Raw genomic sequence first — 266 nt, 5'->3', positions numbered from 1 at the left:
CTAATATTTTCTCTGCGATATTCGGGAGAAACAGTTTTTTGTATTGAAAATTGGATAATACTTCCATGATGAATTGATTATTACAAATTGAATGCTGAAATTGAATATGTTGAGTGTTTTGTGTAATGTCGGATGTAAAAAGTATACATCCGACATTCTGCTGAAAACTTATAGTACACGCCTACTCTCACCCCAAACGGGCTTCCTGGTGTGTAAGTAAGATCTGTGATAGGCTCTGCCTCTCCTTTCAATTGAGTTTCTGTTGC

General features: G+C 36.5%; 1 protein-coding gene. It reads right to left on the bottom strand.

All coding sequences use genetic code 11. The annotated features are described in order from the left end of the window. Window positions 1–80: 80 nt before the first annotated feature. A partial coding sequence (locus tag SB679_RS24645) for a hypothetical protein (RefSeq protein ID WP_410704913.1) occupies window positions 81–266 on the bottom strand: 186 nt, incomplete at its 5' end.

The organism is Chryseobacterium sp. SIMBA_029 (assembly GCF_046535275.1).
Taxonomy (GTDB): domain Bacteria; phylum Bacteroidota; class Bacteroidia; order Flavobacteriales; family Weeksellaceae; genus Chryseobacterium.
This window is presented reverse-complemented; position numbering and strand designations above follow the sequence as displayed.